We start from the raw sequence: 21,980 nt of genomic DNA on the forward strand, positions 1-21,980 counted from the left end.
CCGTCGAAGGAACAGCGTCCGTCGGCCGGTCGGCTTCCGCCGGCGCCGTTGGCGCTGCCGTTGCTGGTTTGTCCTGAGCGTTGGTCACTGCGGTCCTCCGACGTCTTCGAACACAGCCCTGCCTTCAAATACGGCGCTGTCTCCCATCGCGGCGGCGAGCAGATCGCCTTCGGCCGAATCAGCGGTACTGAACGACGCCACGTCGCGCCCGTCCCGCAGTACGACCACGCGGTCGCAGACACCGACCAGCTCCGGCAGCTCTGACGAAGCCAGCAGTACTCCGATGCCGTGCCCGGCCAGTTCGCCGAGCAGGCGGTAGATCTCGGACTTGGCGCCGATGTCGACGCCGCGGGTGGGCTCGTCGAGCAGCAGCAACCGCGGCTCGGTCAGCAACATCCGCCCGAACACGACCTTCTGCTGGTTCCCGCCCGACAGCGTCCCCACGTCGTCCTGCAGCCGCCCGAACTTCAGCCGCAACCGATCCGCCATCCGGACCGAGGCCGCCCGCTCCATCCGCCGCGCGATCACCCCGAGCCGCCCGTACGACGGGAGGCTGGAGACGACGGTGTTCGCCAGGATGGAGTGGAACAGGACCAGCCCGGACGCGCGCCGGTCCTCCGGGACGAACCCGATCCCCTGGCTCAACGCGTGCCGCGGACTGCGAGGCTGGATCTCCTTGCCCTGCAGGACGATCCGGCCTGACCGCGAGCCACCCGGCGCAACGCCGTACAGGGTCTCGAGCAACTCCGTGCGACCCGCGCCGAGCAGTCCGGCGAGGCCGACGATCTCACCGGAGCGGACCGTCAGGGAGATGCCGTCGGGGTCGCGTCGGCCGGGGCGGGGACGGCGTGGTTTGAGGGCGAGGTTGTCGACGCGGAGGAGTTCGTCGCCGGTGGCGGCGTCCGGCGTGGTGAACATTGTCTGCACGGGGCGTCCGACCATCGCCTCGACGACCTCCGCGGTACTGAGCTTGCGCGGGTCGAAGCTGGTCACGAACTGCCCGTTGCGCAGCACCGTCGCGCGGTCGGCGACCTGCGCGATCTCCTCCATCCGGTGCGAGATGTAGACGATGCCGACGCCGCCGCGGCGCAGTTCGCGGATCACCACGAAGAGGCGTTCGACCTCGGAGGTGGTGAGCGCGGAGGTCGGCTCGTCCATGATCAGCACCCGCGCGTCGAGCGAGATCGCCTTCGCGATGGTGACGAGTTGCTGCTCGCCGACGCGGAGCTCGCCGACCGGGCGGCGGGGGTCGAGGTTGACGCCGCTGCGTTCGAGCAGGGTGCGCGCCTCGCGGTCCATCCGGCGGCGGTCGACCGTCTTCCAGCGGGTGCGGAGCTCGCGGCCGAGGAAGATGTTGTCCGCGACCGACAGCCCTGGGACCAGGTCGAGCTCCTGGTGGATCATCGCGATCCCGGCCGCCTGCGCGTCCGTCGGGCCGGCGAAGCTGACGTTCCGGCCGTTGATCTCGATCTGCCCGTCGTACTCCGTGACGTCGCCGGACAGGATCTTCATCAGCGTGCTCTTGCCGGCGCCGTTCTCGCCCAGCAATGCGTGCACCTCACCCGCGCCCAGGGTGAAGTCGACCTCCCGGCAAGCCAGTACGCCGCCGTACCGCTTGCCGATCCGGGACATCCGGACCAGGTCGGCGACCTCGGCCATGGCACCTCCGCGATCGGGTGAGTAATCGATTTCCCGGACGCTAGACCCGAGCTCCTCGGCCCGTCAACCCCTTACCCCCACCCCACCCCCAACCGTGACCCCTTCACCACCCTCTCCCCCGTCGAAAGAACCCTCGCGAGGCTGGGTCGCCGCAGCCCATCGACGTCGCCTCTGAGGGTCGCGGACCGCCACCACTCACCAACCGCCGAACTGCCGCCCCAGGACCGGGCCGCCACGCGTGAGCCGAGCCCGCCAGCACCGCTTACTGAGTGCTGGCGGTCCGGCCTTCGTCGAGCCAGGCTCTGACGGCGGCGTTGTGCTCGCCGAGGCGGGGTGGGGGGAGGTTGGTGGGGCGGGCGCCGGCGTGGGGGTTGTTGTCGAAGCGGAGGGGTGGGCCGGGGAGGTTGATGCGGCCGAGGGTGGGGTGGTCGACTTCGATGAGGAGGCCTTGGGAGAGGGTCTGGTCCCACTCGTAGACCTGCTGGAAGTCGCGGACCTTGCCCGAGGGGATGCCTGCCTCGGACAGGCGGGCGAGCCAGACGTCGGCGGGCGCCTCGGCGAAGGCGGACTCGATGGCAGCGGTCAGGGCGTCGCGGTGGACTACGCGCGAGGAGTTCGTGGCGAAGCGCTCGTCCATGGGATCCAGCCCGACGATCGGGGCGAAGGTACGCCACTGGCCCTCGCTGCCGACGGCGACCTGGATGATGTCGTCGGCCGTGTGGTACATCCCGTACGGCGCGATCTGCGCATGGTGATTCCCCACGCGTTCGGGCAGTTCACCCGCCACCGTCCACTTCGTGCCGTGGAACGCGTGCACCCCGACCACCGATGCCAGCAGACTCGTACGCACCACGCGCCCCTTGCCGGTGATGCTCCGCTCATGGAGTGCGGCGAGCGCCCCGTACGCGCCGTACATGCCGGCCAGCAGGTCAGCGATCGGTACTCCGGTCTTGGTGGGCTCGACCGCGCCGGTGACGCTCATCAGCCCGCCCTCGCCCTGGGCGATCTGGTCGTACCCCGCGCGCCCACCCTCGGGCCCGTCGTGCCCGAAACCGGTGATCGACAGGATCACCAGCCCGGGGTTGAGCTCGTGCAGCCGCTCGACGGAGAACCCGAGCCGGTCGAGCACCCCGGGCCGGAAGTTCTCGACCAGCACATCCGCCTTGTGGACCAGTGCGGTCAGGAATTCCTTGCCCTCGGCCGATTTCAGGTCTGCGGTCACGGATTCCTTGTTCCGGTTGGCGGAGAGGAAGTACGTCGACTCCTGCTCGCCTTCAGGCCCGACGAACGGCGGCCCCCAGCCCCGGCTGTCGTCGCCACCGTCTGGCGACTCGACCTTGATCACCCGCGCCCCGAGGTCCCCAAGCATCATGGCCGCCTGCGGTCCCGCGAGCGCCCGGGTCAGATCCACCACCACGACATCCGAAAGCAGATTCTGCACGCCGCCACACTAGGCGAGCGGTACGCTGCGGCACCGTGACGCGTTCCTCACCCAGCCGCAGAATCGCGGGCAGCAGTGGCGAAGCGAGCGGTGATGGCGGACCACGCGTGGCCCGTGCGTTCGCGACGGGTGGACGCGGCCGGTTCGCCGAGCTTGTCCCAGCCGGTCTGTTCCAGCCGTACGACGGTGCCGTCCGGGTGCGGCGTGAACGTGAGTTCCACTTCGGTCGCTTCGCTTGGGTCGAAGAACAGGTGCCAGCGGAAGCGAAGGCGTCCAGGTGGTTCCCAGTCGAGGATCTCGCCCCAGAGGTGTTCGTCGCCCGCGGGTGAGGTCTCGAAGATCCGGCCGCCGGGACGTGGTTCGAAGGTGATCGCGTCGGGGTTGCCGCTGACCGTGTGGCTCGGCGGCCACCAGGCCGCGCACCGCCCGGTCCAGACGTCGAACGCGTGCGTCACCGGCGCCGCGACCTCGAACTCGACCACCAACGGCTCGATCATGCGTCCCCTCCCACGGACCCGCGCGGATCGACCCCCGAGCCGTGCGGATCGCGAGGCTCGGTGTTCTCGGCGACGATGCGGAAGCGGGTGGCCGCGGCACCCCAGACCTCGGCGAAGTAGTCGCGGATCGCTTCCACCCCGACCGCCCTGAGTTGGTATACGCGACGGGTGCCGTCCGGCTCGTCGTCGACCAGGCCGGCTTCCTTGAGCAGCCGGAGATGCCGCGAGACCGCGGGCCGGCTGATCGGCAACCGCTCGGCGATCTGCTGCACCGACAACGCACCGCTCCCCAGAATCTCCACGATCGCCCGCCGATTCGCGTCCCCGAGCGCCTCCAGCGCACGCCCACCATCGGCCGGTACGACGGCGCCTCCCGCACCATCGGCCGGTACAGCGGCGCCCTCCGCGCGGGCGGCCGACGATCGACCGGCTGGCTCCGACATCCGCGCTCCTTTCCGATCTTGCCGAACTCGGTAACTTCGGTGTTACGGTAACCGAAGGTTGACGGACAACCAAGGGAGGGAACGGCGATGGCCTTCACCGGGTCGGGGACGAAAGAGGACCCCTGGACACTGAGTACGCCGCCGGGCGGCTCGCAGTACCAGGTGTATCGGGACGAGACGGCTGATCCGCCGGCGTTGATGTGCCAGGTGGGGAGCACCAAGCTGAGCTACCAGTTGCGGTGCATCGACGACCTGCACGAGATGCTCAAGGGGTACGGCGACTGGATGCCGCTGGGGAACGCGGACGAGCAGAAGCCCGCCGCGCCGGGGACCGTCGAGGCGTGGGCTCGCACCGAGGACAACCCGGTCGGCGGCTGGTACGGGCTGAAGAAGGGCTTCCGCGGCCGGTTCGCCAACTACGTGCCGCCGGTGCTCGAGGCACTCGGTCTCGCCGAGGTCGAGCACAACGCCCGCAACAACCGCATGCGCGCGATCTAGGCCACCCCGCGACCGCGGTACGGCGTACCTGGGAGGGGCCGGTACGGCGTCCCTAGGCCGCGGCGGTACGGCGTACGAGGGAGGCGAGGCGCTGCGTCACGTCGCGGGGCCGCTCCTGCATGAGCATGTGCCCGGCGCCGGGGTACATCCACAGCCGCGCGGACGGCAGTTCGTGCGCCATCCGGTTGCCGTGTCGCGGTGGCAGCAGCCGGTCCCGCGTGCCGTGCATGATCTCCACCGGGATCCCGTCGAGCGCCTTCATCGCATGCCCGAGCTCGTGCCGGGTGATCGCCTCGAAGAACCCGCTGAAGGATCGCCCGGGCGTGTGCGCCAGATCCGCCATCAGGATGTCCACCTCGGCCGGATCCGCCTTCTTGCCGAACACCAGTTGCCGTATTGCGGGCCGCCGCATCCGCGTCGAGGCCAACCCCACCCATGCAGCCCGTGACGCAGCTTCGGACTCCCGGGTGGCCCGACGCAGCGCCCGGCGCTCGATACGCTCGCCGGCAAGGTTCATCGCGCGCGGCGCGACCACCGCCGCGGCACCGTCGAACCGCGCGGGCAGCCCGAACGCCCGCGATGAGATCTGCCCGCACGACGTACTTACCAGCGCCGCACCGGTGATCCGCGAGCCGAACAACTCCGGATGCTGGTCCGCCAGCGCCATCAAGGTCATCCCGCCCATCGAGTGCCCGGCATAGACGACCGGCCCGTCCCCGACGACCTCGTCGAGCACGGTGACGAGATCATCGGCCAGCTGCTCGATCCGGGTGGTCCCGGCCGGTGCGGCATCGGACCGCCCGTGCCCGCGGTGGTCGTACGCGACGACGCGCACTGCGGACGAGCCGAGCACTCGCGGCAACCCTTCGAGCTGGTTGTGCCAGCTCCGGGTCGAGCACGTCCAGCCGTGCGCGAGGACCACAGTCACCGGCGCATCCGCCGACCCACTGGTCTCCACGTGCAACCGCACGCCGTCCGGAGTCACCACGCCGGTACGGTCCGCCTGAATCGTCATATCGTCCCCAGTTTGCCAGTCCACTCGGCCGGTCCACCCTCGCGCCGCTGCTGCTTGGTCCGCAAGCCGGTCACGCGATCTCCCTTGCCCGTTCCTGCGATTCCAGGTGCGCGGCACGCAGCCGTCCACCGCGAGCACCTCGGCCGACGAGCCAGGCGATGCCGAGGACCTCCAGCGACCCGACCACCGCGAGCAACGCGTAGCCGCCGCTCCACATCCAGCGCGGTACGTCGGTCCGCTCCTCGCGACGCAGCACCTGCTGCTCGCCGATGAACTCGACCGTCTGCCCGTCCGACACCTGCACGGCCGGCTTCTGGATCGCCAGGTCCTCAGGTGCGTAGACCCACAGCGCGACCATGTCCCGCTGTCCCCGGTGCAGCCGGACCATCGACTTCCACTTGCCGTACATCGGCAACGGCTTGGCCGACCGGTAGATGCCGTCGGCAACCTTCACCATCCGGTGCGTCATGAACCCGCCGCCCTGCCACGACATCGCCTCGAACCAGCGCGCATCCACGGCGGCATCTGCCGGCTGCAGCTTCACCGTCACGTACGCCGTCGGCTCGGCACCGGTGGCCACCCGGTCCAGGGTGACCGTCCCGCTCACCCCGGGATCAGCCGACCGCGGTACACAGAAGAAGAGAGCCGCCAGTACCGCGACCAGCCCGATCGCGCCGAGCTGGTGAGTACGGCGTACCGACGGGGTGGCTCGGACCTCGCCCGCGACCTCGGCGTACCGGGTGGCCAGCCAGGCGCCGACCAGACCCGCGCCGATCCCGGCGACCACCCCGAAGCCCAGGGCGGACGGGATCATCGACGAGGGCCACGGGATCGGCATCCAGACGGCGCTCCACCAGTACTCCGCGAGCACGCCGACGGAACCGATCAGCGCGCCGGAGACCAGACCCAGGCGGAAGCGGTTCTTGTTGCCCAGGGCAAGCGCGGCGCCCTCGACGATGACGGCCTCGACGATGAGCAGCGGGAAGTGGCCGAGGATCTCCCCCAGCGGCTGGTTCACTGCCCAGGCGATCCCGCCGCGGATGATCAGGTAGACGGCCAGCGCGCCGAACGTCGTACCGGGACCACGCCGGGCGCGTAGCAGCGTGAACGCCAACGCGGCGCCGAACACGATCAGGATCGGCTGCAGGATCAACGGGAACTGCGGTACGCCGTAGTTGAACTCGGTGCTGAACAGGTCCCACGCGATCAGCAAGGCGCCGACGGCAACGATCTCCTGGAACCGGCGGCGCAGGTTGATGCCGACCAGTTGCTCGACCTCGGCGGACGCCAGCAGCCGGGCGAAGATCGACAGCACCACGCCGCCGATCATCAGCAGATGCGTCGGACCCCAGAGGGTGACGTCCTCGCCGAACAGCCGGTGCCACGCGTCGTCCATCGGGAACCCGGCCAGCGCGAACGTGCCGCAGAACGTCACCAGCGCGGCACTGCACGGGATCCGCCAGCCCTTGGTCAGCTTGATCGTCCGGGCCGGCAGCGGCTTGCGGGCGAACGCGATCGGCAGCACGCCGGACACGATCACGCCGAGGATGCCGAAGAAGATCGGGTAGTGCGCCGGGGTGCCGAACGGGCCGGTGTCGCGGCCCTTGTCGATGTGGACCGCGATGTCCCACCAGACCCCGAAGGCGCAGGCCAGCAGAGAGACCGCATGCAGGTACGGGGTGATCGCGGCCCATCGGGGGACTCCGTCCAGTCTCCCGATGGTGTCCGCAAGTTTCCCTACCAGCGTGGGCCGTCCGGTCCGTTCGCGCCACAGCAACACGGCGAGTGCGAGGTACAGCAGCGAGACGAACCCGGTGACGATCGCGATCTGGTCGAACGTCGCGGTTCCGGTCGAAGCCGCCAGCGGGACGGACATCGGCACCCCCCTCGCTAGGCCTTGCAGTCGGCATGCGCCATGAATGATGTTACATAGGATATGTAACGTGGAGTCTGCAACACTGTCAAGGGTGGGAGGACAGATGCCGGCGGAGTCGGCCAGCGAGGAGTTCACGGTCGACCAGCTCGCCGCCAAGGTGGGCATGACGGTCCGCAACGTGCGCGCGTACGCCGGCCGCGGGCTGATCCCGCCGCCCCGCCTGGCCGGCCGCACCGGGTACTACGGCGCCGACCACGTAGCCAGGCTCACTCTCGTCCGCGAGCTGCTCGACAAGGGCTACACGCTGTCCGCGGTCGAGCGGATGATGAGCGAGCTCCCCGACGGCGCACTGGCGCTGGGGGTCTTCGAGACGCTGGTCAGTCCGTGGACGCCGACCGAGCCCGAGGTGATCACCGAGCTCCAACTGGCCGAGCGCGCGGGCATCCCGCACAACGACGCCACCATCGCCAAGCTGGTCGAGCTGGGCATCGCCGAGCGGCAGGACGACGGCCGGCTGCGGATCCCGAACCCGGACCTCCTCCGCACCGGCCTCGAGGTGATCAAGCTCGGCGTCCCGCTGGACGCGATCTTCGAGATGCTGCCGAAGCTGTTCCACCAGGCCGACGAGGTCGCCAAGATCTACGTCGAGCTGTTCCGCAGCACGGTCTGGCGCCAGTTCGCCGACGCCGGGCTCCCGGCCGACGGCTGGCCCGAGATCCAGCGCACCCTCGAGAACATCATCCCGCTGGCCGGCCAGGCCCTCGTCGCCGCTTTCCGCGAGGCCATGGGCCGCGAGATCGAGATCGCCGCCTACCAGGAGCTCGGCCTCCCTCCGGACAGCGTCTCCTCCACCGGCTGACCTGACGCCTCAGCGTGGTGAGCGGACAGTTATCGTGTGACAGCATTCAGTTACCACGCTTGATCACGAGGGCTTGTCGGCCCAGCCCTGAGGACGTTGATGAAGAAACTAGTTCTTGCAGTCGTGACCGTTGCCGCCGTGCTCGCCGCGGCGCTGATCCCCTCCGGGCCACCGGTGGCGGCTGCCACCTCGGGCTTCGGCTCGGCCGTGTCCGCGATCACGCAGACGTCGTGGCAGACCAACGCCAGCGTGAACGCGCTCGCCGTCGCCGGTAACACCGTCTTCGCGGGCGGCCTGTTCACCCGGATCCGGCAGCCAGGTAAGCCGGCCGGACAGGGTGAGTCGGCCCGGACCTACCTCGCCGCGTTCAACCGCACCACCGGCGCGCCGACGACCTTCGCGCCGAGGCTTGACGGCGCAGTCTGGAGCATCGCGACCAGCCCGGACGGCAAGTGGGTCGTAATCGGCGGCGACTTCACCACCGTCAACGGCCTGCCCCGGCAACACATCGCGATGTTCAGCGTCGCGACCGGCCGGATCGTCTCCACCTGGGATCCGGCAGTCAGCTACCGCGTCAAGGCCTTGGCGATCTCCGGCAACCGGGTCTTCCTGGGCGGCTCCTTCGGCCGGGTGGACAACCAGGTCCGCAACCGGCTGGCCGCGGTCCGGCTGATCCAGGGCGACCTGCTGGCGTGGAACCCGGACGCCGACGACGAGGTCTACGCGATCGACGTGTCCGACGACGGCACTCGCGTCTTCCTCGGCGGTGGATTCACCACACTCAAGGGCAACGACCACAACGCGCTGGCGATGGTGAGCACCACGACCGGCAACGCCTACTCGATGCCGGCCTCCGAGGCGATCCCGGAGCCGACGCCCGACTGCACCAGCCGGGTCAAGGACATCGACACGTTCGGCGACAAGGTCTTCGTCGCCAACGCCGGCAGCGGCATCGGCTGCTACGACGGTGTGCTGGCCGCCAACGCGACAGACGGCAGACTGGTGTGGCAGAGCAACTGCCTGGGCGCGACCGAGGCGATCAAGGCGATGGGCAACTGGCTCTACAAGGGGTCGCACGCGCACGACTGCAGCGAGGACGGCGGCTTCCCCGACAGGACAGGTATGCACCACCTGCTGGTGGAGAGCGCCATCGACGGCAAGCTCGGCCCGTGGTACCCGAACACCGACGCGGGCGGCAGCACCAAGGTCGGCCCGCTGGCGTTCGCCTCCGGCGGCAACGACCTGTGGGTCGGCGGCGACTTCACTCGCGTGAACGGCGTGGTGCAGCAGGGCCTCACTCGGTTCACGAACACCCCGGGTGGTGCGCGGCCGGGCGTCCCGGTCGCGCCGAAGGCGTCCAGCAATCGCGCCAACCAGACGACGGTCAGTTTCCCCACCGTGGTCGACGCGGACAACATCTCGCTGACCTACACCCTGTTCCGAGGTACCACGAACGTCGGTCGCTGGTCCCTCTACTCGTACTCGTGGGCGAAACCCACCGTGACGACGTTCACCGACACCGGCGTGAAGAGCGGCCAGTCGGTCGGCTATCACGTCGAGGTGAGCGATGGTCGCAATGTCAGCAAGGGTGCGGCCGTCGCCGTCAAGGTCCGCTGACCTCTGTCTACGCTGTGCCATGGCCGATTACCTGCATCTAGGTGTCTACAGCGACTGGGTGGAACAGGCCGCCGCGCCGCGCGCCCGAGCCGCAGTACCGGCGGCGGACGAGGTTCGCGAGGCGGTTCGGCGGATGGTCTCGTCCGCCGGGGCTGACGGAGCACCCACGGACGTGCGGCTCGAGCGGCAGTGGACCGCCGGCGGATTGCACGGCGAAGAACTCTCGTACTCCGTCGGCTTCGGTCCCCGCACCCGCGCCTGGTTGCTCAAGCCCGCGGACGCCACCGAACCGCTCCCCGGCGTCCTCGCCCTGCATGGGCATGACGGCTTCAAGTACTACGGCAAGGAGAAGATCGCCGACGGACCCGAGCCGCCCTCGGCAGCCGTGGAAGCCCTGCGAGCAGACCTGTACGAAGGGCGCGCAGTGGCCAACGACCTGGCCGCGGAAGGGTACGTCGTACTGGTGCCCGACGTGTTCACGTGGGGAAGTCGGCGGTTCCCGCTGGCAGAGATGCCTCCGTCCATCCATGGGCTCAGTGCGGGACAGGTAGACGAGCCCGCGACGTACAACCCGGCCGCGCGGCGGCACGAACATCTCGTCGAGAAGTACTGCACCGTACTCGGTACGACGATGGCGGCCGTCGTCGCGCGGGAGGACCGGATCGCGCTCGCCTATCTTCGCGGCCGCAGCGACACCAATGACCAGACGGCGTGTATCGGCCTGTCCGGAGGCGGCTGCCGCTCAGCGTTGCTGCGGGCAACGAGCGAGGAGCTGACCGCGGCCGTCGTCGTCGGCATGATGAGCACGTACGACGGATTGCTTGACCACAACGTCGTCGACCACACCTGGATGTTTCTCCCCAGGATGCTTCCCGCACAGGTGGACTGGCCTGATCTGGCCGCCTGCCAGAGTCCAGCTCCGCTTCTGGTCCAGTACAACCGGCACGACCAACTGTTCACGCTCGAGGGAGCCACGGCCGCCCACGAACGAATCGGCGCCCACTACGCCGGCGCCGAGGCGGCGTACACGGGGCAGTTCTTCGACGGGCCGCACAAGCTCGACCGGGAGATGCAGTTCGCGGCCTTCACCTGGTTGCGCGATGCTCTGTCGGGCTGTTCTCGTCCGGCGGGGTGAGATCGCCGACGTCGGCGTCCCAGTCGTCCTCGTCGTCGACCGCGTCAGCTTCGTTGCGCCGGGCGATCTTCAGGAACGCGATGATCAGCAGGATCGGACCGAGGAACATCGCGGTCTCGGGAATGCCACCCATGTGCAGGACGATCATGAGGCCGTCACCAGCGCGATCCCCCCTGCCGTGAACGCAACCATCGCGGCCAGCATCGGGTACTGCGCGCGCCGCATCTGCCGCCGCCGGAAGAGCCCGGCGGCGCGATCGTGGGCGGACACCACCCCGGTGATGTGTCCGAGCACGATCGCGCCGACCTGGACCCCCGCGATCAGGCCGGTACCCAGGAAGGCGTAGTCGATGCGCCCGTCGCCGGTGCCGAGCAGGTCCCAGCCACGGCCGAACGGATCCGTTGCCAGCAGCACCCCTTCCTGGCCCTGAAACATCGCGAACGAGAAGTAGTGCGCGACCGCATACCCGATCGCGATCGGCACCAGCGAGTGCGCGAACGCCCCGGGCAGTCCGGCGTTGCCCACGGCCCCGGGCCGGACCCGCGCGGTGCCGGTCGCCCGCGCCGCGAGCACAAACAACCCTGACACCACGGCGACCGCCGCGAGCAGACCAGCCGTGTGTACTGCGATGTGCGCCGTGCGGCCGAGTTCGCCGGTCAGGTTCGTCCAGGCGGACCACCTGCTGATGCCGTCGAAGGCGGTCGATCCGAGCAACAGGCAGAGCAGTCCGACGATGCCCGGCTCCTGCGGGATCGTGGCCAGCCCGGCGAGCGGGTTCCGCAGTACGAGCCGGCGATGGTCGTCACGGCCGAACGGGCTCAGCTTGGCGAGCACCTCGGCGTACACCTCGAAGCTGTCGCCGAGCGCGAACCAGCGGGGGCCGTAGATGAAGCCGGCGGCAACGTTCACGAGCGCGTAGGTCGTCCCGAAGATCGCGACCACCAGCGGCTCGGAGCCGTCCGGGTAGGCGAGTTCCAGCCAGAGGAAGCCGGCCAGTCCCGCGACCGCCGGCCAGTAGGCGATGCTGTCAGGGAGGTCGCGGTAGGTCTTGCGCGGGATGAGGGCCGCAAGAGTGCGCAGAGGGTTGGCGAGCCGCCAGATCGGGCCGAAGAGCAGCGAGAGCGGGATGATGCCGACCCAGATCCAGACGTACAGCCAGGTCGGCGCGGGGTTGAGGCTTGGCGAACTGCTGCCGAACCACGCAGCGCCGAGCAGCAGCGCGAGAGCAGCCAGCCCGATGGCCTTGAGGAACACCGGGTCGCGCGAGCGTCGACGATCCGCGTCAGCCAGGCGAGCGGCGTACCGGCGGTGAATTCGAAGCGCGGCCGGGACCAGAATGCTGCCAGCGCGAAGAAGGACACCGCGACCGCCGCGGCCGCTGAGTAGACCGCCAGCCACAACGGCACCGGGAGGTCCCCACGCCCGCCGATACCGTGCAACGGAATCAGCAGCGCCACGGCGCCCTCCGATCAGCTCTGGCTATATGACCGATCGAATGTAACACGCGCGATGTCACATAGCCAGTGTCGGTCAGCGGGTCACGTACTGGCTCCGGTCGAAATGCCTGGTCAACTGGCGGAAGCGGAACGTGAAGGACGGCCAGAGAGTAGTGTTGCGCCCCTCGGAGTCGAGGTACCAACTGGTGCAGCCGCCGCGGGCCCAGACCGTGTTGCGCATCGACGAGCGGACCCCGTCGACGAACTCGCGCTGCACCTCGGGGCGGACCTCCACCTCGCGCAGGCCGTTCGCGTCCATCGACTTGATCGCGTCGAGGATGTAGGCGATCTGGGACTCGATCATGAACACCATCGAACTGTGACCGAGGCCGGTGTTCGGGCCGATCAGCAGGAAGAAGTTCGGGAAGCCGGCGATCGCCGTGCCGAGGTGCGCCTCCATGCCGTGCGCCCATGCGTCACGCAGGGTCCGGCCATCGCGGCCGTGCAGCATGTCCATCACCGGCAGGTCGGTGACCCGGAAACCGGTGCCGAAGATGATCGTGTCGACCTCGTGCTTCACGCCGTCTTCGGTGACGATGCCGGTCGGGGTGACCTCGAGGATCGGGTCGGTGACTACCTCGACGTTCGGCTGCGCAACCGCCGGGTAGTAGTCGTCGGAGATCAGCACCCGCTTGCAGCCGAGCGTGAAGTCAGGCGTCAGCTTGGCGCGCAGTTCGGGGTCACGGATCTGCTGCTGGAGGTGCCGCTCGGCGATCTTCTGCCCCTGCTTCATGATCGCCGGCAGCTTGGCGAACCCGAGCACCAGCGACTCGCGTCCCCAGTAGATGCCCGCGCGGACGGCCTTCTGCACAAGGGGAAACCGTCGATAGACGGCCTTCTCGACGCCGCTGATCGTGCGGTCCGGACGCGGCATCACCCACGGCGGCGTGCGCTGGAACAGGTGGAGCTCCTCGACATCCGGCTGGATCGCCGGCACGAACTGGATCGCCGACGCGCCCGTCCCGATCACGGCCACCTTGCGGCCGCTCAGGTCCAGGTCGTGGTTCCACTGCGCCGAGTGGAAGACCTCACCCTCGAACGACTCGATCCCCGCAAGCTTCGGGTACGACGGCTCGGCGAGCGGGCCCATCCCGGAGAGCAGCAGGTCCGCGGTGAAGTCGCCCTGGTTCGTGTGGATCAGCCAGTGGTCGCCCTGCCAGTGGGCGGACTCGACGGCATGGCCGAAGCGGATGTGCGGCCGGACGCGGAACCCGTCCGTCACGTGCCCCAGGTACGTCTCGATCTCGGGCTGCGGGGAGAACGTGCTCGACCAGTCCGGATTCGGCGCGAAAGAGAACGAGTAGAGGTGCGACGGCACGTCACACCGGCAACCCGGGTAGGTGTTGTCGCGCCAGGTGCCGCCGACATCCTGAGCCCGCTCCAGTACGACGAAGTCGTGGTACCCGGACTGCTTCAGGCGGACCGCCATCCCGATCCCGGCGAACCCGGTCCCGATCACCACGATCCGGTGCTTCTTGGCTTCGGTGTGCGGCTGGTGATCCTGCGCGGCTGCCATCGGAACCTCCGGGGCGAGAGTGAACTTACTCCCAGTAAGTTACTCGGAGTCAGTTAGACTGCGCAAGTGACCTCGACCACCCCGGCCGCTGACAGCGCAGTACCGGTCAAGCGGCGCCGCGACCGCGCGGCCCGCGAGCGGGAGATCCTCGACGAGGCCGAGCGGATCTTCGGCGAGCGCGGCTACCAGGGCACCTCGATGGACCAGATCGCGGCCGCCGTCGGCGTCTCCAAACCGCTCGTCTACCAGTACTACGGCTCCAAGGACGGCCTGTTCCTCGCCTGCCTGTCCCGCCTCCGGGCGCAACTCCTGGACGCCGTCTCCGACGCGGTGCTCGGGGCGAGTGACCCCGAGGACGCCATGTACTCCGGGTTCGTCGCCTGGTTCACGTTCCTCGACGAGCATCCGCGGGCGTGGTCGGTGATCGTCGACGAGGGGATGCTCTCGGCAGGTCCCGCCGCGCAGGCCGCGGACGAGGTCCGGGCCGACTTCGTCGAACTGATCGCGACGATGGTCCGGCTCAACCTGCCGGCGGACCGGGCGATCGACGAGGAGCAGATCCAGATCGTCGCCCAGTCCATCTCCGGCGCCACCGAACGCCTGGCCATCTGGCGAACCCAGAACGGCGGCACCCCCACCCCGGAAAAGCTGGCCACCACCCTCCAGGAACTCCTCTGGCGAGGCCTCGACGCCCTCCGCGGCTGACCCGCCCGGACCCCCACCCCATCAATCGGCGTCCAGCCGGCACCGTCCGCGCTCGACACGGAGGTCTCCTCCCGCCGATCCCTGGCGATTGATGGGCTGGGCGTCCGCGGTCCACCCACCGGGCCTGGCGCGGCGGCACCGGAACGGCGTGATCTGATCGATTTGTGCGTACATTGCGGGTGCCGCCGACGGCGATGGTGCTGGGTGGGGTCGTCTCCGTCCAGTTCGGCGGGGCGTTGGCGGCGAAGCTGATCGAGACCTTGGGGGCCCCGGGCACCGTTGCGCTCCGGCTCGCGATGGCTGTCCCGATCCTGCTGCTGATCGCCCGCCCGTCGCTGCGGCACCGGACGAAACGCGACCTGCTCGCGGTGGTTGCCTTCGGCATCGTGCTCGGCCTGATGAACCTGTCCTTCTACCTCTCGCTCGAACGCCTCCCGCTCGGCGTCGCTGTCACCATCGAGTTCATCGGGCCGCTCGGACTCGCCGCCGCGATGTCCCGGAAGCGCCGTGACCTGATCGCCGTCGCGGCGGCGGCGCTGGGCGTAGTACTGGTGAACGGGCACGAACTCGAGGCCGTCGACTGGGTAGGTATCGGCTTCGCGGCGCTGGCCGGCGTCCTCTGGGCCTGCTACATCCTGCTCAGCGCCGAAACCGGCCGCCGGTTCGCCCAGCTCGACGGTCTGGCGCTCGCGATGGTGGTCAGCGCGCTCATCACCGTGCCCATCGGCATCAGCAGCGCAGGCGCCGAACTCCTGCACTGGCACTCCCTCACCCTCGGACTCGCGATCGCCCTGCTCTCCTCGGTTCTCCCCTACTCCCTGGAGACCCTCGCCCTGCGCCGGATGAAGCCGGCCGTGTTCGGCATCCTGATGAGCCTCGAGCCGGCCGTCGGCGCCATCGCCGGCTACCTGATCCTGGGCCAGCGCCTCACGATCATCCAGCTGGTCGGCATGGCCTGCGTAGTCGGCGCCTCCATCGCCATCACCCGCACCCCACGCTCCGAAGCCCCCGACATTTGACGGCCCCTGAGGTCAGCCCTGAGGAGCGACCCTGAGGTGCGGCTGACGGATGTCATGGGTACGTCGTGACGGCCGAACCAGGGCCGGTACGGCGTCCGCCAGCAAGCTTCTGGGTATGACGACAACGACGGCGGTCACCCTGAGCGGCGTGACCAAGAAATACGGCACAGTCCAGGCCGTGGCCGGGGTGGACCTCACCATCCGGTCGGGCGAAGTGGTGGCGCTGCTGGGCCCGAACGGCGCCGGCAAGTCGACCACGATCGAGATGCTGCTCGGCCTGGTCCGGCCCGACCAGGGCAGCGTGCAGGTCTTCGGCACCTCGGCCGTCGACGCGATCGCCGCGGGCCAGGTCGGCGTGATGCTGCAGAGCGGCGGGATCATCGAGGACGCCAAGGTGGGCGAACTGCTGAACCTGGTCGCCGGGCTGCACCGCAAGCCGCTGCCGGTGAACGAGGCGCTCGACCGCGCGGGGATCGCGGACCTGGCCGACCGCAAGATGAAGGGCCTGTCCGGCGGTCAGAAGCAGCGGGTGCGGTTCGCGATGGCGATCATCCCGCAGCCCGACCTGATCGTGCTGGACGAGCCGACCACCGGCATGGACGTCGAGTCGCGCCGGGACTTCTGGGCCTCGATGCACGCCGAGACCGCGCGCGGCCGGACCGTACTGTTCGCCACCCACTACCTCGAAGAGGCCGACGCGTACGCCGACCGCGTGGTGCTGATGCGGGACGGCAAGATCACCGCCGACGGCACCGCCGCGCAGATCAAGGCCAGCGTGTCCGGCCGGACCATCCGGGCCACCGTGCCCGGCGCTGACCTGGCCGCCCTCGCCGCGCTCCCCGGAGTACGGACGGTGGAGACGCGTGGCGACGTAGTACTGCTGCAGTGCGCCGACTCCGACGACACCCTGCGCTACCTGCTGACGAACACTTCCGCGCACGACATCGAGGTGACCTCGGCCGACCTCGAGGACGCCGTACTGGCGATCAGCGCCGAACAGGAGACCCTCGCATGAACCTCGACTACCTGCTCTTCGACATCAAGCGCACGCTGCGCAACCGCCGGGTGCTGATCTTCTCGATCCTGATGCCACTGATCCTCTTCGTCATCTTCGGGATGAGCCTGAAGCAGACCGACACCGAGGCCGGCATCTCCGCGATCGCCTACGTGATGGTCAGTATGGCGATGTTCGGCTCGCTGTCCGCCGCAATGAGCAGCGGCGGCGTGATCGCGATGGAACGCGACGGCGGCTGGAACCGCACCCTGCGGCTCACCCCGCTGAAGCCGCAGGCCTACGTGGTCACCAAGGTGGTCCTGTCGCTGCTGCTGGCGATCCCGCCGCTGGTGGTCGTGTTCGCGGCCGGGATGATCTTCGGCCACGTGCACCTGAGCGCCGGCCAGTGGGCCTCGGTGGCGCTCGTCTCCTGGCTGGGCGCGCTGCCGTTCGCCGGGCTCGGCCTGGTCATCGGATACGTCGCGAAGCCCGACAGCGTCCAGCCGATCACCGGTCTGACCACCATGTTGATCGCCGCCTTCGGTGGACTGTGGCTGCCGGTCGAGTCGATGCCGTCGCTGATGAAGCACATCGCCGAGTTCACCCCGGCGTATTGGACCGGGCTGAGCTCCCGCAGCGCGCTGTCGCAGAGCGGCCTCGACATGCACGCCCTGCTTGTGGTGCTCGGCTGGACCGTGGTGCTCGGCGCCATCGGCTTACGCCGCTTCCGCGCCGACACCGCCCGCGCCTGACTCCGGTCCTTCGACCCCGACGGATAGCGTGACAGCGTGACGTTCATCAACCAGCCGATCCCGGACGGGCCGATGTCAGGACCCTTCGGGGAACTCCGCCGGCGCGCCGGGATCGGCTGGCTGTTCACGGGGGTCTGGCTGGTCTTCCTGAGCAAGCCGCTCGGCGAGATCCTCAAGCACCGGGAGATGGCCGAGCGGGTGCTCGGGATCGCCGCGCTGGTGCTCTTCGCGCTCGGCTACCTCGGATTCTTCGGCTGGGCCCGCTACCAGAACCGTCAGGGCACGCAACTGCCGGCTGTCGTGCGGATCGGCTTCCTCGTCGCCCTGCTCGCCATGACCGCGCTGATGATTCCGGCCGCGGGCGAGAGCAGTCTGACCACCCTCGTGTACGTCGAGGCGCTGGGCATGATGTTGCTCCCCCTGCGAGCCGGGGTGTTCCTCGGGCTGTCGCTGCTGGCGCTCGTCGAGGTCTCCCTGCGGCTGGTCCCAGGCTGGCACGACGACGGCACGTACGGATTCTCGATCGTTCTCGGCGGGCTCGCGGTGTTCGGCCTGCGCCGGGCGATCCTGCGCAGCGTCGAACTCGCCGAGGCCCGGAAGGACTTCGCCGAATTGGCCGTACAGGAGGAGCGGAACCGGTTCGCGCGGGACCTGCACGACATCCTCGGGCACTCGCTCACGGTGATCACGGTGAAGGCCGAGCTGGCTGGGCGGCTGATCCCAGCCAATCCGGACCGTGCGGCCGCCGAGGTCGCCGATGTGGAACAACTCGCACGGGCGGCGCTGGCCGACGTACGGGCTGCTGTTGCCGGGTATCGCGAGCTGAGTCTGGCGGGTGAGCTGGTGGCCGCGCGGGCGGCGCTGCAGGCGGCCGAGATCAAGGCGGACCTCCCGAACACGGTCGACGAGGTGCCGGAGGAGAACCGCGAGCTGTTCGCCTGGGTGGTACGCGAGGGAGTCACGAACGTGATCCGGCACTCGGGCGCCAAGCGGTGCCGGATCGAGCTCGCCAAGTCGTCGATCGAGGTCATCGACGACGGCAAGGGGCCGACACCCAGCGGTGAGATGTCCGGTCACGGGCTGATCGGACTGCGCGAGCGGGCGAACCAGATCGGCGCGACCGTCACCGTCGGGACTGCGCCGAACGGTGGGTTCCGGCTGGCTGTCAGAGTTGACCCGTGAGCATCCGACTGCTGATCGCGGACGATCAGGCACTCGTCCGGGGAGCCCTGGCCGCGCTGCTGGACCTGGAACCCGATCTCGAGGTGGTGGCCCAGATCGGCCGGGGCGACGAGGTCGTCGAAGCCGCTCGTACTGCGAAGCCGGACGTGGCTCTGCTGGATGTGGAGATGCCCGGGCTGGACGGGATCGAGGCAGCCGCCGCGCTACGGTCCGCGGTACCGGGGGTTCGGGTGCTGATGGTGACCACGTTCGGCCGGCCGGGGTATCTGCGCCGCGCGATGGAGGCCGGCGCCGTGGGATTCGTCGTCAAGGACACTCCTGCTGCGCAGTTGGCTGACGCTGTGCGGCGGGTCAGCCAAGGGCTCCGGGTGGTCGACCCGTCGCTGGCCGCTGAGACCCTCGTGGCCGGCACGAGTCCGCTGACTGCCCGTGAGTCCGACGTACTGCGGACCGCCCGCGAAGGCGGCACTGTCGCCGACATCGCCCGCGAGCTCCACCTCTCCGAAGGCACGGTCCGCAATCACCTCTCCGCCGCTATCGGCAAGACCGGCGCCCGGACGCGCGCCGAGGCCGTCCGGATAGCAAACGACAACGGCTGGCTCTGATCGGACGTCGGCTGGTCCGGGCGATGACTGATGGTGGGGTTTGAATTAGGCTGGCGCGTGGGGGAAAGGGGTATCTGATGTCGATCGAGCATTTCAGTGCCAAGGGGCGGCTGGCGGACACGGGTGAGGGGATCACCGGTGACGAGTTGCAGTTGGCGGCCCGGAATCACGGGATCCCGCTGGAGGCACTGCGGTACGAACTGACGCCGCCCGGGTTGCACTACGTGCTGGTGCACTACGACATCCCGGCGACCAACGCGTCGACCTGGCAACTGACCGTCGATGGTTGCGTTGAGCAACCACTGTCGTTCGGGCTGACCGCGTTGCGGGCGATGGGGCGGGAGACCGTCCGGGTCACGCTGGAGTGCGCGGGCAACGGACGCGCCGGGCTGCATCCGCGGCCGATCAGCCAGCCCTGGCTGATGGAGGCCGTCGGCACGGCCGAATGGACCGGCGCACCGCTGGCCAACCTGCTCCGCGCGGCCGGGCTGCGGGAGGACGCGGTGGACGTCGTTTTCACCGGCGCGGACCACGGGTTCGAGCGCGGGATCGAGCAGGACTACCAGCGCGGGCTGACCGTCGCCGAGGCACTCGATGCCGGCGCACTGATCGCCTGGGAGATGAACGGGATGCCGCTGCCGCCGCAGCACGGGTATCCGCTGCGGCTGATCGTGCCCGGCTGGTACGGCATGGCGAGTGTGAAGTGGTTGCGGTCGATCGAGGTGATCGACCACGAGTTCGCCGGGTACCAGAACGCGACCGCCTACCGGTTCCGCCAGGAGTCGGACGAGGCCGGCGTCGCGGTGACCCGGATCGAGCCGCGCGCGCTGCTGATCCCGCCCGGTCACCCGGACTTCATGAGCCGCCACCGGTTCGTTGCCGCGGGCCCCGTCACGCTGCAGGGCCGGGCCTGGTCGGGGTGGGCGCCGATCGAGCGGGTCGAGGTCAGCGTCGACGCCGGCGTCAGCTGGCAGGACGCGAAGCTCGATGCCGCGAGCAACGACCTCGCGTGGCGCGGCTTCGAGTACGACTGGGACGCGCGTCCGGGCGAGCACGTGCTGACGGTCCGCGCATACGACGAGAGCGGCCGGGTGCAGCCGATCGAGGCGCCGTGGAACCGCGGCGGCTTCGCGAACAACTCGGCCCAGCGGATCACCGTGCTGGTGCGCTGATCACCTGAGTCCCACTCAATACGTCGTACGGAGTTCTTGGCAGGAGGATCGACCAGAGCCAGGCGAGCAGTACGGCGTACGTGAGGATCGTGAGGACGGTCAGCCACGCGCCCTCGGAGCCGGCCGCGAACCCGTAGGCAACCGTGTGCCCGAGCTCCCAGGGCAGCGCGACCTTGAAGGTGTTCCGCAATAGCGTGCGACGAAAGGTGGCTCGTCCGCCTGAACGGCCGACCACCTTGAGGCCGCGGAGGCGCTTGCCGGGAGTGGCCTGGTGTGGGCCCGATTCACACCAGGCGAGCCAGCAGGTCACCGGCACGATCAGGATGAGGAACGCGCCGAGGTTGAGCACCCACCCAGGGACGTCGACGCCTGTGCTGCGCACGAGCAGGCCGATCGGTACCAGGACACCCGGCAGGATCAGGATGCAGAGCCAGTCGACCAGCCAGGCGGTCAGACGGCGCCAGGCCAACTGTCGGGTACGCATGCGCCCACCCTTTCGCATCTTCGCGACCAGCCGCGTGTCGGGTCGCGAAATCGGCGTCCGGCAGTTTCATGATGGTAAGTGGGCAACGCACGATTTCTCACCTCACGGGGATGCGGGCGATGAACACACTGGGCACGGAGATCCACCTGCACGCAAGAGTCTTCCGCGCAGGCTGCGACTGGTACGCCGACATCGACGACCACCTGGACCCCCAGCCGGACGACCCCTTCTGGTACGGCTACTACGACACCCAGCGAGCCGCGATCGACGCCGCCTGCGAACGCATAGCCGCCTTCAACCGAGCCCGAGCCGAACGCATCAGCCAACAGTTGTTGTCATTGGCAAGTATCGGGTGAGGGCGGCACCCGGTTCAGCGCGTCGACTTCATCAGCGGGTGCTTTGGCAGCAGCAGGCTGCCACCGGTCACGCCAACCAGGTAGGCGCCGAGAGCCGGCTCACCGATCACGTGGACGGACTCGCCGAGTTGGACGCGCTCCGGCGGGAACCACTCGAGGATCCACCGCCAACGGGTGCCTGCCGCATCCCGGATCTCCAGGGTGATGTCCGGATCAGGTGCGTCCTCTCCCGGCTCGGGTCGAGGCGGCCGGTCGATCGATACCACCGTCACCTCGGCGTCCGCAGTACGAGCCGCTAGCAGCGACCGACGTACGGCACCCGGAAACCGAACACTGCCGAAGGTCACCAGCCCGAACCCCAGCGCCAACACCACCTGAACCCCGATCACCATCAGGTAGTGCCACCACTTCCACCCATCCTGCCGAGGCCCCTCGATCACCCCGAGCACCAGCACTGACAGGAACAACACCATCAGCAAGGTCCCGCTGGCGATCAACCACCGATCCCGCCAAACCACCACCCGAACCCGCTTGACCGGCAACTCGCTCATGCTTCCCACCACTGAAGTATGAGCCGTACTCCGTCCCCCATCGCCCTCCTTCCGTTGACCGCCCCTCCGTCCACCCACGCCGCCGCTAACCTCCCGACCCCCGCAGCC

The 21,980-nt window shown here is 69.1% G+C and carries 23 protein-coding genes; 12 read left to right on the plus strand and 11 right to left on the minus strand.

The window, feature by feature from the left end; genetic code table 11:
- Positions 1-84 precede the first annotated feature (84 nt).
- The 4 genes from ACFPJ1_RS00715 to ACFPJ1_RS00730 form a co-directional block, all read right to left on the minus strand.
- Positions 85-1,659: a sugar ABC transporter ATP-binding protein gene (locus ACFPJ1_RS00715; RefSeq protein WP_380100728.1), complete on the minus strand. Its 1,575-nt coding sequence runs from the start codon at positions 1,657-1,659 to the stop codon at positions 85-87.
- Between the two features lie 262 nt (positions 1,660-1,921).
- On the minus strand, positions 1,922-3,100 hold the full coding sequence (locus tag ACFPJ1_RS00720) for a CaiB/BaiF CoA transferase family protein (RefSeq protein WP_380100729.1): 1,179 nt from the start codon (positions 3,098-3,100) through the stop codon (positions 1,922-1,924).
- A gap of 47 nt (positions 3,101-3,147) precedes the next feature.
- Complete coding sequence (locus tag ACFPJ1_RS00725) at positions 3,148-3,597, minus strand: SRPBCC domain-containing protein (RefSeq protein ID WP_380100730.1); 450 nt, start codon at positions 3,595-3,597, stop codon at positions 3,148-3,150.
- The gene (locus ACFPJ1_RS00730) at positions 3,594-4,040 is read right to left on the minus strand and encodes an ArsR/SmtB family transcription factor (protein WP_380100731.1); all 447 of its coding nucleotides are present in this window, start codon (positions 4,038-4,040) and stop codon (positions 3,594-3,596) included. Before ACFPJ1_RS00730 ends, ACFPJ1_RS00725 begins: the two co-directional genes overlap by 4 nt.
- 87 nt (positions 4,041-4,127) lie before the next feature.
- Here ACFPJ1_RS00730 and ACFPJ1_RS00735 point away from each other — a divergent pair, with 87 nt between their 5' ends.
- Positions 4,128-4,538 carry a DUF6855 family protein gene (locus ACFPJ1_RS00735; protein WP_380100732.1) on the plus strand — a complete coding sequence of 137 codons (411 nt, stop codon included), beginning with the start codon at positions 4,128-4,130 and terminating at the stop codon, positions 4,536-4,538.
- A 52-nt stretch (positions 4,539-4,590) separates the two neighbouring features.
- Here ACFPJ1_RS00735 and ACFPJ1_RS00740 read toward each other — a convergent pair whose 3' ends face one another.
- Both ACFPJ1_RS00740 and ACFPJ1_RS00745 read right to left on the minus strand, forming a co-directional pair.
- Positions 4,591-5,553, minus strand: a complete 963-nt coding sequence (locus ACFPJ1_RS00740) for an alpha/beta fold hydrolase (protein ID WP_380100733.1) — start codon at positions 5,551-5,553, stop codon at positions 4,591-4,593.
- Between the two features lie 70 nt (positions 5,554-5,623).
- Complete coding sequence (locus ACFPJ1_RS00745; RefSeq protein WP_380100734.1) at positions 5,624-7,429, minus strand: hypothetical protein; 1,806 nt, start codon at positions 7,427-7,429, stop codon at positions 5,624-5,626.
- A gap of 103 nt (positions 7,430-7,532) precedes the next feature.
- On the opposite strand from ACFPJ1_RS00745, the gene ACFPJ1_RS00750 reads away from it, so the two are divergent.
- The 3 genes from ACFPJ1_RS00750 (at position 7,533) to ACFPJ1_RS00760 (ending at position 11,040) form a co-directional block, all read left to right on the plus strand.
- Positions 7,533-8,288: a MerR family transcriptional regulator gene (locus ACFPJ1_RS00750; protein WP_380100735.1), complete on the plus strand. Its 756-nt coding sequence runs from the start codon at positions 7,533-7,535 to the stop codon at positions 8,286-8,288.
- Positions 8,289-8,387: 99 nt separating this feature from the next.
- Positions 8,388-9,905, plus strand: coding sequence for a WD40 repeat domain-containing protein (locus tag ACFPJ1_RS00755; protein WP_380100736.1), 1,518 nt, complete (start codon positions 8,388-8,390; stop codon positions 9,903-9,905).
- 19 nt (positions 9,906-9,924) lie between these two features.
- Positions 9,925-11,040 carry a dienelactone hydrolase family protein gene (locus ACFPJ1_RS00760; protein ID WP_380100737.1) on the plus strand — a complete coding sequence of 372 codons (1,116 nt, stop codon included), beginning with the start codon at positions 9,925-9,927 and terminating at the stop codon, positions 11,038-11,040.
- Here the strand turns inward: ACFPJ1_RS00760 and ACFPJ1_RS00765 are convergent.
- The 3 genes from ACFPJ1_RS00765 to ACFPJ1_RS00775 all read right to left on the minus strand — a co-directional run bounded on the left by ACFPJ1_RS00765 (position 10,991) and on the right by ACFPJ1_RS00775 (position 14,052).
- Entirely contained in the window at positions 10,991-11,188 is a 198-nt protein-coding gene (locus ACFPJ1_RS00765) for a hypothetical protein (protein WP_380100739.1), read from the minus strand. The genes ACFPJ1_RS00760 and ACFPJ1_RS00765 overlap by 50 nt on opposite strands.
- Positions 11,185-12,294, minus strand: a complete 1,110-nt coding sequence (locus ACFPJ1_RS00770) for a hypothetical protein (protein ID WP_380100740.1) — start codon at positions 12,292-12,294, stop codon at positions 11,185-11,187. The genes ACFPJ1_RS00765 and ACFPJ1_RS00770 overlap by 4 nt, the downstream gene beginning before the upstream one ends.
- Before the next feature lie 276 nt (positions 12,295-12,570).
- Positions 12,571-14,052: a flavin-containing monooxygenase gene (locus ACFPJ1_RS00775; RefSeq protein ID WP_380100741.1), complete on the minus strand. Its 1,482-nt coding sequence runs from the start codon at positions 14,050-14,052 to the stop codon at positions 12,571-12,573.
- 66 nt (positions 14,053-14,118) lie between these two features.
- Between ACFPJ1_RS00775 and ACFPJ1_RS00780 the strand changes: the two genes are divergently transcribed.
- The 7 genes from ACFPJ1_RS00780 (at position 14,119) to ACFPJ1_RS00810 (ending at position 20,481) form a co-directional block, all read left to right on the plus strand.
- On the plus strand, positions 14,119-14,757 hold the full coding sequence (locus tag ACFPJ1_RS00780) for a TetR/AcrR family transcriptional regulator (RefSeq protein ID WP_380100742.1): 639 nt from the start codon (positions 14,119-14,121) through the stop codon (positions 14,755-14,757).
- A gap of 164 nt (positions 14,758-14,921) precedes the next feature.
- Positions 14,922-15,776, plus strand: coding sequence for an EamA family transporter (locus tag ACFPJ1_RS00785; protein ID WP_380100743.1), 855 nt, complete (start codon positions 14,922-14,924; stop codon positions 15,774-15,776).
- 115 nt (positions 15,777-15,891) lie between these two features.
- Positions 15,892-16,791, plus strand: a complete 900-nt coding sequence (locus ACFPJ1_RS00790; RefSeq protein WP_380100745.1) for an ABC transporter ATP-binding protein — start codon at positions 15,892-15,894, stop codon at positions 16,789-16,791.
- On the plus strand, positions 16,788-17,522 hold the full coding sequence (locus tag ACFPJ1_RS00795; RefSeq protein WP_380100746.1) for an ABC transporter permease: 735 nt from the start codon (positions 16,788-16,790) through the stop codon (positions 17,520-17,522). The genes ACFPJ1_RS00790 and ACFPJ1_RS00795 overlap by 4 nt, the downstream gene beginning before the upstream one ends.
- A gap of 36 nt (positions 17,523-17,558) precedes the next feature.
- A complete protein-coding gene (locus ACFPJ1_RS00800) occupies positions 17,559-18,704 on the plus strand; it encodes a sensor histidine kinase (RefSeq protein WP_380100747.1) in 1,146 nt (381 codons plus the stop codon).
- Positions 18,701-19,309: a response regulator transcription factor gene (locus ACFPJ1_RS00805; RefSeq protein WP_380100748.1), complete on the plus strand. Its 609-nt coding sequence runs from the start codon at positions 18,701-18,703 to the stop codon at positions 19,307-19,309. Before ACFPJ1_RS00800 ends, ACFPJ1_RS00805 begins: the two co-directional genes overlap by 4 nt.
- 77 nt (positions 19,310-19,386) lie before the next feature.
- Complete coding sequence (locus ACFPJ1_RS00810; protein WP_380100749.1) at positions 19,387-20,481, plus strand: sulfite oxidase; 1,095 nt, start codon at positions 19,387-19,389, stop codon at positions 20,479-20,481.
- Here ACFPJ1_RS00810 and ACFPJ1_RS00815 read toward each other — a convergent pair.
- Complete coding sequence (locus ACFPJ1_RS00815; RefSeq protein WP_380100750.1) at positions 20,462-20,965, minus strand: RDD family protein; 504 nt, start codon at positions 20,963-20,965, stop codon at positions 20,462-20,464. The two genes, ACFPJ1_RS00810 and ACFPJ1_RS00815, sit on opposite strands and share 20 nt — an antisense overlap.
- A gap of 119 nt (positions 20,966-21,084) precedes the next feature.
- Here ACFPJ1_RS00815 and ACFPJ1_RS00820 point away from each other — a divergent pair, with 119 nt between their 5' ends.
- On the plus strand, positions 21,085-21,321 hold the full coding sequence (locus ACFPJ1_RS00820; protein WP_380100752.1) for a hypothetical protein: 237 nt from the start codon (positions 21,085-21,087) through the stop codon (positions 21,319-21,321).
- 14 nt (positions 21,322-21,335) lie between these two features.
- Here ACFPJ1_RS00820 and ACFPJ1_RS00825 read toward each other — a convergent pair whose 3' ends face one another.
- Positions 21,336-21,872: a hypothetical protein gene (locus tag ACFPJ1_RS00825; protein ID WP_380100753.1), complete on the minus strand. Its 537-nt coding sequence runs from the start codon at positions 21,870-21,872 to the stop codon at positions 21,336-21,338.
- Between the last annotated feature and the right edge of the window lie 108 nt (positions 21,873-21,980).

The sequence above is a fragment of the Kribbella qitaiheensis genome (assembly GCF_042657745.1).
In the GTDB taxonomy this organism is placed as follows: Bacteria; Actinomycetota; Actinomycetes; order Propionibacteriales; family Kribbellaceae; genus Kribbella; species Kribbella qitaiheensis.